The following is a 9,756-nucleotide window of genomic DNA, read 5'->3' as shown; positions in this document are numbered from 1 at the left end:
CAATTTGCGCGGGTCAACGTGAGGTGGAATCGGGTCATTCAACATAGGCGCAGCATTCTAGGGATGCCCCCCGCCCCTGTCAAAGGAAATTCGGCGGCAACACGCATGATAGAATCGGATATCTGACCAGGAGTCCACCATGCTTCCCTTGTTACTGGCTTCCAGCTCCCCCTATCGGCGCGAACTGCTGCAGCGCCTGCGCCTGCCCTTCACCTGGGCAAGCCCCGACATAGACGAGTCGCGCCTTCCCGAGGAGCCAGCCGCGGCGCTGGTGCGACGCCTTGCCAGGGAAAAGGCCGAAGCTCTGGCCGAAAGCCATCCCGGACACCTGATCATCGGCTCGGACCAGGTCGCTGTACTGGGCGAGCAGATCCTCGGCAAGCCCCACGACCATGACCGGGCGTGCGAGCAACTGCTCGCGGCCAGCGGGCAGCAGGTGAGCTTCCTGACCGGCCTTGCCCTGCTCAACAGCGCCACAGGGCAGTGCCAGGTCGATTGCGTGCCTTTCACGGTAAACCTGCGCGAGCTGGACCTGCCGCGCATCGAGCGCTACCTGCAGGCGGAGCGGCCCTACGACTGCGCAGGCAGCTTCAAGGCGGAAGGACTGGGCGTGAGCCTGTTCCAGAGCACTCACGGGCCTGATGCGACGAGCCTGATCGGGCTGCCGCTGATCAGGCTCGTGGACATGCTGATGAAAGAAGGCGTGCAGATTCCCTGAACCACAATGCTCCGGGGAGGGACCGGACTCAGCGCAGCGCCGGACCCTGGAAACCCATCCACATGGCCAGGCGCTCGGCGACACTGGCGCCGAGGCGCTTGGAGAAGCGGTCGAACGGCGACTCCTGCACGGTGAAGTCGACGATGTTCTTCTCGCCCACCACATCGCGCGCCACGTAGCTGGCACTGCCCAGGGCATCGACCAGGCCAAGGTCCTTGGCCTGCTCGCCCGACCAGATCAGGCCGCTGAACAGCTCCGGATGGTCCTTGTCCTTCAGCCGCTCGCCACGCCCTTCCTTGACGCTGGCGATGAACTGGCGATGAGTGGTCTCCAGCACCTGCTGCCAGAACGCCGTTTCATCTGGCTTCTGCGGCTGGAACGGATCGAGAAACGCCTTGTGCTCGCCAGCGGTGTAGGTACGCCGCTCGACGCCCAGCTTCTCCATGGTACCGACAAACCCGTAGCCGGCGGCCGTCACGCCAATGGACCCCACCAGGCTGGCCTTGTCGGCATAGATCTGGTCGGCGGCACTGGCGATGTAGTAGGCACCGGATGCGCCCAGATCACTGATCACCGCATAGAGCTTGATGCCGGGATGCTCGGCGCGCAGGCGACGGATCTCGTCATAGATGTAGCCCGACTGAACCGGGCTGCCGCCCGGACTGTTGATCCGCAGGATCACCGCTTTGGTCTGCTCGTCCTTGAAGGCATCGCGCAGGCCGGAAATGATGTTGTCGGCGCTGGCCGGCTCCTGGTCGGCGATCATCCCCCGCACTTCGACCAGCGCTGTGTGACTGGCGCTGCGCGAAGAGGCCTTGTCGAAGTCCATCAAGGGCGAGAACAACGCCAGCAGGCCAAACAGGTAGACGAAGGTCAGCAGCTTGAAGAAGATGCCCCAGCGCCGCGCGCGACGCTGCTCCTGCACGCCCGCCAGCAGCGTCTTCTCCAGCAGTCTCCAGCTTTTGCGCTCTTCCCGTTCCTCGGGGTCGGATTCGGGCGCTTTCCACTCGTCAGTCATGCTCACCTACCTGGGACGTTAGCGTGCGCGATGCCGGCCGAGCCAGTCGCGCAACTGCGAAAAATGATCGATGCACAGCTGCGGGCCGAATTCGCTCAAGGCCTGCAGCGACATGGCACCGTAGCCGACCGCGACGCTCTGCATGCCCGCATTGCGGGCCATCAACAGGTCGAACGATGAATCTCCGACCATCAGCGCCCGCGCCGGTTCTACCTGGCAGTGGGCGAGGATCTCCTCGAGCATCCGCGGGTGCGGCTTGCCGCGGCTTTCATCGGCGGCACGGGTGATATCGAAGTAATCTTCCCAGCCGTTGGCCCGCAGCACCCGGTCCAGCCCGCGCCGGGCCTTGCCGGTCGCCACGGCCAGGCGGTAGCCCTCGGCGCGAAACGCCTGCAGCGACTCGACCACGCCTTCGAACAGCGGCGAGGGCTGTTCATCCAGAGCCATATAGATGTCGGCGTAGTGCTGGCGAAAGCGCGCGACCTGATCCGCATCGAGGTGCGGATAAAGCACGCTGATCGCCTCGGACAGCGCCAGACCGATGATGCCCTTCACCGCGTTCTCGGCACTTGGGGCCTCACCGGCGCGCTCGGCCGCCGCGTTCATGGCCAGAACGATGCGCCCGATGGAATCGGCGAGGGTGCCGTCCCAGTCGAAAATCAACAGGTCGTAGTCAGGGTGCACTCAGGCGCTCCACGGTCTTGGCCCACATTTCGTCCACCGGCGCCTCGACCTTCAACTGGCCACCATCAGGCAGCGGCACGGTCAGGGCATAGGCATGCAGGAACAGGCGCTTGCCACCGAGCTCGCGAATCTCGCGGCTGAAGTCTTCATCGCCGTACTTGCTGTCGCCGGCAATGCAGTGCCCGGCATGCAGGGCATGCACGCGGATCTGGTGGGTCCGCCCGGTGATCGGCCGCGCCTCGACCAGGGTGGCGAACTCGCCGAAGCGGCGCAGCACGCGGAACAGGGTCAGCGCTTCCTTGCCTTCGTCGTCGATTTCGACCATGCGTTCGCCCGAACGCAGATTGCTCTTCTGCAGCGGGGCGTTGACCTGCTTCTTCGCGCTCGCCCAGTGACCGCGCACCAGCGCCATGTAGCGCTTGTCGACACCGTCGCCGCGCAACGCCGCGTGCAGATGGCGCAGCATGCTGCGCTTCTTGGCGATCATCAGCAGACCCGACGTGTCGCGGTCAAGCCGATGCACCAGCTCCAGTTCCTTGGCATCGGGGCGCATCTGGCGCAGCGCCTCGATCACCCCGAAGCTCAGGCCGCTGCCGCCATGCACGGCGATGCCGGCCGGCTTGTTGAGCACGATAAGCGCCTTGTCCTCATAGACAATGGCCGCCTCAAGGCGCTGCAACAAGCCCTGGGCCACCGGCGCCGGCTCGTCGCGCTCGGGCAGGCGCACCGGCGGCACGCGCACGATGTCACCAGCCTGCAGCTTGTACTCGGGCTTGATGCGGCCTTTGTTCACCCGCACCTCGCCCTTGCGCAGGATCCGGTAGATCAGGGTCTTGGGCACGCCCTTGAGCGCGGTGATAAGGAAATTGTCGATGCGCTGGCCGGCAAGTTCCGGCGCGACCTCTATCAGCTTCACGCCGGAGGTCGGAGGGGTATTGGTCGTCATTTGGGAATCATAACAATTTTTTATGGATTTGAAGCACTTAATGATTGCTGCTATAGTCGCGAACGCCGCCAAAAGCGGTAGGTCAGCGGCATATGGCACAGCGCCGGCCCTGGCCAACGCAATTCTCCAGGACGCGAGGCCGTCCTACGGGGTTTTCGCCAGTTTACGGAATGCCTGGAATCGCCACCAGCGCCGAGTTCGGAAGACCGAAAAAAAACGACAAGAGCGGTGTTTCACCCCCTTACCTGTTATTTTTCGCTGCACTCTGCCAGCACCGTCGTTTCCACGCAGCCCAGGCGAATGCTTCGGAAATACCTGCCTTGGACATGAATGCGCCAGCTCCCTGTGGGAGATGGCGATAAATGCAACCCGTTGCGGATTCAGCGCGCGGCAGCACCCGATTATCAGGGATACGTGTAGGGTGGAGATGCACAACCATCGGACCGTGTAGCACTGCGTCCGGCCACCGGCCACTGTTTGGCCCGGCGAGCGGACCCGGTCTTGATCAAGATGCCCCAAGGGCGTCCACGGCCGAAGGCTGATTCCTCCTCCTGACTGAGTGCATGTTGGCACCACAGCAAGCAGGACGCGTCGTCGCGACTTCGGCAGCACTGGGCAACCAGTCGGTACTGAATGTTGCTGGACACGGGGGTGGCCCGCCACCCTTTGCGCACCCTGACACCGACCGTGAGAAGTCGTGTGTGCCGAACGCCGTTTCCGGCAGCCCGGAAACCGACGGTACTACATGAAAAGAATGCTGATTAACGCAACTCAACCCGAGGAGTTGCGTGTAGCTCTGGTGGATGGCCAACGTCTGTACGACCTGGACATCGAGTCTGGCGCGCGTGAGCAGAAAAAAGCCAACATCTACAAGGGCAAGATCACCCGCATCGAACCCAGCCTCGAAGCCGCCTTCGTCGACTTCGGCTCCGAGCGCCACGGCTTCCTGCCGCTGAAGGAAATCTCCCGCGAATACTTCAAGAAGACCCCCGAAGGCCGCGTCAACATCAAGGAAGTCCTGAGCGAAGGCCAGGAAGTCATCGTCCAGGTCGAGAAAGAAGAGCGTGGCAACAAGGGCGCCGCCCTGACCACCTTCATCAGCCTGGCCGGCCGCTACCTGGTGCTGATGCCCAACAACCCGCGTGCCGGCGGCATCTCCCGCCGCATCGAAGGCGAAGAGCGCAACGAACTGCGCGAAGCCCTGAACGGCCTTGTCGCCCCCGCCGACATGGGCCTGATCGTTCGCACCGCAGGCCTTGGCCGCAGCAGCGAAGAGATGCAGTGGGACCTGGACTACCTGCTGCAGCTGTGGACCGCCATCAAGGAAGCCTCACTCGACCGCGCCGCGCCTTTCCTGATCTACCAGGAAAGCAACGTCATCATCCGCGCCATCCGCGACTACCTGCGCCAGGACATCGGCGAAGTGCTGATCGACAGCATCGATGCCCAGGAAGAAGCCCTGACCTTCATCCGCCAGGTCATGCCGCAGTACGCCAGCAAGGTCAAGCTGTACGAAGACAGCGTCCCGCTGTTCAACCGTTTCCAGATCGAAAGCCAGATCGAGACCGCCTTCCAGCGCGTCGTCGAACTGCCATCGGGCGGCTCGATCGTCATCGACCCGACCGAAGCACTCGTTTCCATCGACATCAACTCGGCGCGCGCCACCAAAGGCAGCGACATCGAGGAAACCGCCCTGCAGACCAACCTGGAAGCGGCCGAGGAAATCGCCCGCCAGCTGCGCCTGCGTGACATCGGCGGCCTGATCGTCGTCGACTTCATCGACATGACCCCGGCCAAGAACCAGCGCGCCGTCGAGGAAAAGGTGCGCGAGTGCCTCGAAGCCGACCGCGCCCGCGTCCAGGTCGGCCGCATCTCGCGCTTCGGCCTGCTGGAGATGTCCCGTCAGCGCCTGCGTCCATCCCTGGGCGAAAGCAGCGGCATCGTCTGCCCACGCTGCAGCGGCACCGGCATCATCCGTGACGTCGAGTCCCTGTCGCTGGCCATCCTGCGCCTGATCGAGGAAGAGGCCCTGAAGGACCGCACCGCCGAGGTTCGCGCCCAGGTGCCGATCCCGGTCGCGGCCTTCCTGCTCAACGAGAAGCGCAACTCGATCACCAAGATCGAGCTGCGTACCCGCGCACGGATCATCATCCTGCCGAACGACCACCTCGAGACCCCGCACTTCGAAGTCCAGCGCCTGCGCGACGATAACCCCGAAGCGCTGAGCGCCCAGTCGAGCTACGAGATCGCCGCGGCCGAGGTCGAGGAACTTCCGCAGACCGCCGCCACCCGCACCCTGGTTCGCCAGGAAGCCGCGGTGAAAACCGCTCCGGCCCGCGCCAACGCACCCGTGCCAGCCACGCCCGAGCCGCAGCCTGCCGCCCCTGTGGCCCCTGCCCCGGCAGTGCCTGAGCCGAGCCTGTTCAAAGGCCTGGTGAAATCGCTGGTCAGCCTGTTCGCCGCCAAGGAAGAGCCGGTTGCCGCCGCCCCTGCCGTGGCCGAGAAGCCTGCGACCGAGCGTGCGCAGCGCAACGAAGAGCGCCGCAATGGCCGCCAGCAGTCCCGCAACCGCGGTGGCCGCCGCGATGAAGAGCGCAAGCCGCGCGAAGAGCGTGCCGAGCGCGCCCCACGCGAAGAGCGTCAGCCTCGCGAGGAACGCGCCCCGCGTGAAGAACGTGCACCGCGCGAAGAGCGCGCCCCACGTGAAGAGCGCCAGCCACGCCAGTCGCGTGACGAGCGTCGCGGCAACCGCGAAGAGCGTGTTCGCGAACTGCGCGAGCCGCTGGACGCGGCCCCTGCCGCCCGTGAAGAGCGTCAACCGCGTGAGGAGCGTGCTCCTCGTGAAGAACGTGTAGCCCGTGAAGAACGCGCCCCGCGTGAAGAACGTGCGCCACGTGAAGAGCGCGCACCTCGCGAGGAACGTGCCCCGCGTGAAGAGCGTGCGCCTCGTGAAGAGCGCGCGCCTCGTGAGGAACGTGCTCCGCGTGAAGAGCGTGCCCCGCGTGAAGAGCGCGCGCCTCGTGAGGAACGTGCGCCGCGTGAAGAACGTGCGCCGCGCGAAGAGCGCCAGCCGCGCGTACTGCGTGAAGAGCAGCAGCCACCGGCCGCCGAGCAGGTTGAGGAGATTGCCGACGAGCAACTGCCGAACGAAGAGCTGCTGCAGGACGAGCAGCAGGAAGGCGCCGAGGGCGAACGCCCACGCCGTCGCTCCCGCGGGCAGCGTCGCCGCAGCAACCGCCGCGAGCGTCAGCGTGACGCCAACGGTGACCTGATCGAGGGCGGTGAAGCCGAAGGCCAGGCCGAAGGCGAAACCGAGCAGCCAAAAGCCACCGGCCTGGGCGCCGAGCTGGCCGCAGGCCTGGCGGTGACCGCCGCTGTTGCCACCAGCAACATCAGCGCCAACGCCGAAGCCCAGGCCCACCAGCAGGCCGAGCGCGCCACTGAAGGCACCGCCGAAGCCGAGCCGGCTGCCGTTGCTGCCGAGCCCGCTGCTCCAGCCGTTGTGGCCGAAGCCGTGACCGCCGCCGACGAAGTTGCCGCCGCCCCAGTGGTCGAGCAGCCTGTCAGCGAACCGGTTGCCGTGGTCGAGCCGAGCGCCGAGCCAGTGGTCGAAGTGGTTCCTCAGCCGGTTGTTGAAGCAGTTGCGGTCGAGGCTCCGGCTATCGAAGCTCCGGTTGCCGAGGCTCCTGTGGTCGAGGCTCCTGTGATCGAAGCGCCGGCTATCGAGACTCCGGCAGTTGAGACGCCAGCTCTCGAAACGCCGATCACCGAAGCTGAAAGCCAGGTGATCGAGGCTGAAATTGCCAAGACCCCAGCGGTTGAAGCTCCGGCTGCCGAAGCGTTGGCTCCGGTTGTCGAAGTGCAGCCAGCTCCGGCTGAAGAAGCCCCCGTGGTGGTCGAGCCCGCGCCTGTCGCAGAGCCCGCTGCCGAGGAAGCACCTACCGGCTTCCTGCCCAATGGCCGCGCGCCGAACGATCCACGTGAAGTGCGTCGCCGCAAGCGTGAAGCCGAAGCTGCAGCTGCCCTGGCCGCAGCCCAGGAGCACAAGCCTCACGGCTGATGCTCAGCGCTGAATGAAAAAGCCCCGCCAGTTCGCACTGGCGGGGCTTTTTCATGCCTGGCAATTTCTGGGGGGGCGGGGTAACTGTGGGACTGGACTAACTGCGGGACCGCTCCCAAGGGATCTCGGTACCCACCAGATCAGTACAGGTTCGGCTCCATCTCAAGCTCCACGCCGAAGCGCGCGTGGATATCCGCCTGGATCTTGCCCGCCAGCGCGTGCAACTGCGCGCCGGTGGCCTGGCCATGATTGACCAGCACCAGCGACTGCAATCGATGCACACCGGCGTCGCCTTCACGATACCCTTTCCATCCGGCCTGCTCGATCAGCCAGCCAGCCGCGAGCTTGACCTGGTCATCCCCCTGAGGGTACGCCACCAGGCCTGGATGATCCCGGCGAATGCGTTCGGCCAACACCATGGGCACCACAGGGTTCTTGAAGAAACTGCCCGCATTGCCCAGTTCGGCCGGATCAGGCAGTTTTTCCCTGCGGATGGCGCAGATCGCGTCACTGATGGCCTGCGCTGTCGGCTGTTCGATGCCCTGCTCGCGCAAACGCTGGCGGACCGGGCCGTATTCCAGGTGCGCCTGCAGGGTACGATGCAAGGCGAAACGCACGCGCAGGATCAACCAGCGGCCCGGCGAGCGCTTGAACACGCTCTCGCGGTAGGCGAATGCGCAGTCTTCCAGGCTGAACTCGCGTGTCTCGCCGCTGTGGCGGTCAAGCGCGGTCAGCCCGGCGAACACATCCTTGATCTCCACGCCGTAAGCACCAATGTTCTGCATCGGCGCCGCACCGACGGTACCGGGGATCAGGCTGAGGTTTTCCAGGCCGGTGAAGCCCTGGCGCAATGCCCACTGCACGAAGGGATGCCACGGCTCACCGGCTTCGGCCTCCACCACCACCCGCTCGCCATCGTCTTCGAGCACGCGAAGCCCCCGGCTGGCCATGTGCATGACCAGCGCCTGGACGTCACCGGTGAGCAGCAGATTGCTGCCGCCGCCGACCACGAGCACGGGAATATCCTCGGCCGCCGCGCCAGCCAAGGCCTGGCGCACCTCGACGTCGTCGCGCACATGGGTGAAATAGCGCGCGTTCACATCGATGCCAAAGCTGTTGTAAGGCTTGAGGGAAACCTGCTCCTGCCACTGCGCAGTCACTTCACGCCTCCAGCAAGCGCCGCACGCGCTCCAGGTCTTCAGGGGTATCCACGCCTACCGGCGGCGCCTCGATGGCATCGTCGACATGAATGCGCACGCCATGCCACAAGGCCCGCAGCTGCTCCAGCGACTCGGTCTGCTCCAGCCAGCAGGGGCCCCAGCCGACGAAGTCATGCAGGAAGCCGGCGCGGTAGGCATACATGCCAATGTGCCGGCGATAAGGCACGTCCGCAGGCAGCACATCGCGCGCCTTGGCAAACACGTCCCTCGCCCAGGGCAGCGGCGCGCGGCTGAACGTCAGGGCCAGGCCGTTACGATCGCTGACAACCTTGACCGCATTGGGGTTGAAGACCACTTCGGGCTCGGTGATGGGCTCGGCCAGCGTCGCGATGCCCGCCTCCGGGTGCGCCGCCAGGTTGGCCGCCACCTGGTCGATGATCACCGGCGGAATCAGCGGCTCGTCGCCCTGCACGTTGACGACGATCGCGTCCGCCGCCATGCCCAGTTGCGCGGCCACCTCGGCCAGGCGATCGGTGCCCGATTCATGGTCGGCGCGGGTCAGCAGGACCTCGGCGCCAAACGCCTTGCAGACCTCGAAGATGCCCGCGTCGTCGGTGGCGATCACCACGCGCCTGGCGGCGCTCTTGCGCGCCTGCTCCCAGACATGCTGGACCATCGGCTTGCCCGCGATCGGCAGCAGCGGCTTGCCCGGCAGGCGCGTGGAGCGCAGGCGGGCTGGAATCACTACGGTAAAGTCCAGGCTCATTTATCCAGGCGCTCGTCGTCGGTCAGGGTACGGGCCTCGCTTTCGAGCATCACCGGGATGCCGTCACGAATCGGATAGGCAAGCCCTGCGCCCTTGCTGATCAGTTCGGTCTTGTCGGCACTGAGCTTGAGCGGACCCTTGGTGATCGGGCAGGCAAGGATGTCGAGCAGTTTGGTGTCCATGGGAATTCCTTGAGGCCAATGGCCGGAAAAGTGAAAGGGCTCAGGGCTGGCGATGCCCGCGCAGCAAGCGCTCCAGCTGCCCGTCGAACCAGACGGCAAAGGCGGCGGACGGCACGGCGTCCACCGCCAGGTACCACCAGTCCTTGGCCGCGAAGGCCCGGCATTTGACCGCATCCTTCTCGGTCATGACCAGCGGCAGCGGCGGACTGAACGCCAGGCGCT

The 9,756-nt window shown here is 65.4% G+C and carries 9 protein-coding genes; 2 read left to right on the top strand and 7 right to left on the bottom strand.

Going from position 1 to position 9,756, the window contains the following annotated elements; genetic code table 11:
• The first annotated feature begins 139 nt into the window (after window positions 1-139).
• Window positions 140-718 carry a nucleoside triphosphate pyrophosphatase gene (locus VJS90_RS19895; RefSeq protein WP_324123345.1) on the top strand — a complete coding sequence of 193 codons (579 nt, stop codon included), beginning with the start codon at window positions 140-142 and terminating at the stop codon, window positions 716-718.
• Between the two features lie 28 nt (window positions 719-746).
• On the opposite strand, the gene VJS90_RS19890 is transcribed toward VJS90_RS19895, so the two are convergent.
• Genes VJS90_RS19890 through rluC form a run of 3 tightly spaced genes read right to left on the bottom strand, consistent with a single transcriptional unit; the run spans window position 747 to window position 3,366 of the window.
• Entirely contained in the window at window positions 747-1,736 is a 990-nt protein-coding gene (locus VJS90_RS19890; protein ID WP_324123344.1) for a S49 family peptidase, read from the bottom strand.
• Between the two features lie 18 nt (window positions 1,737-1,754).
• Entirely contained in the window at window positions 1,755-2,420 is a 666-nt protein-coding gene (locus VJS90_RS19885; RefSeq protein WP_324123343.1) for an HAD family hydrolase, read from the bottom strand.
• The gene (gene rluC / locus VJS90_RS19880) at window positions 2,410-3,366 is read right to left on the bottom strand and encodes a 23S rRNA pseudouridine(955/2504/2580) synthase RluC (protein WP_324123342.1); all 957 of its coding nucleotides are present in this window, start codon (window positions 3,364-3,366) and stop codon (window positions 2,410-2,412) included. Before rluC ends, VJS90_RS19885 begins: the two co-directional genes overlap by 11 nt.
• A gap of 745 nt (window positions 3,367-4,111) precedes the next feature.
• Between rluC and rne the strand changes: the two genes are divergently transcribed.
• The gene (rne, locus tag VJS90_RS19875) at window positions 4,112-7,426 is read left to right on the top strand and encodes a ribonuclease E (RefSeq protein ID WP_324123341.1); all 3,315 of its coding nucleotides are present in this window, start codon (window positions 4,112-4,114) and stop codon (window positions 7,424-7,426) included.
• 140 nt (window positions 7,427-7,566) lie between these two features.
• Here the strand turns inward: rne and murB are convergent, their stop codons facing one another.
• From murB to VJS90_RS19855, 4 genes are all read right to left on the bottom strand, one after another.
• On the bottom strand, window positions 7,567-8,586 hold the full coding sequence (gene murB / locus VJS90_RS19870) for a UDP-N-acetylmuramate dehydrogenase (RefSeq protein ID WP_324123340.1): 1,020 nt from the start codon (window positions 8,584-8,586) through the stop codon (window positions 7,567-7,569).
• 1 nt (window position 8,587) lies between these two features.
• Window positions 8,588-9,352 carry a 3-deoxy-manno-octulosonate cytidylyltransferase gene (gene kdsB, locus VJS90_RS19865; protein ID WP_324123339.1) on the bottom strand — a complete coding sequence of 255 codons (765 nt, stop codon included), beginning with the start codon at window positions 9,350-9,352 and terminating at the stop codon, window positions 8,588-8,590.
• Window positions 9,349-9,534 (bottom strand): Trm112 family protein, encoded by a 186-nt coding sequence (locus VJS90_RS19860; RefSeq protein WP_003247142.1) that lies wholly within the window; start codon window positions 9,532-9,534, stop codon window positions 9,349-9,351. The genes kdsB and VJS90_RS19860 overlap by 4 nt, the downstream gene beginning before the upstream one ends.
• 40 nt (window positions 9,535-9,574) lie before the next feature.
• Window positions 9,575-9,756, bottom strand: a 182-nt coding sequence (locus tag VJS90_RS19855) for a tetraacyldisaccharide 4'-kinase (RefSeq protein ID WP_324123338.1), incomplete at its 5' end; no start/stop codon positions are given.

The organism is Pseudomonas sp., from assembly GCF_035277045.1.
Taxonomy (GTDB): Bacteria; Pseudomonadota; Gammaproteobacteria; order Pseudomonadales; family Pseudomonadaceae; genus Aquipseudomonas.
Note: the sequence above shows the minus strand (reverse complement) of the source record. Positions and strands in the feature narration are given on the sequence as shown.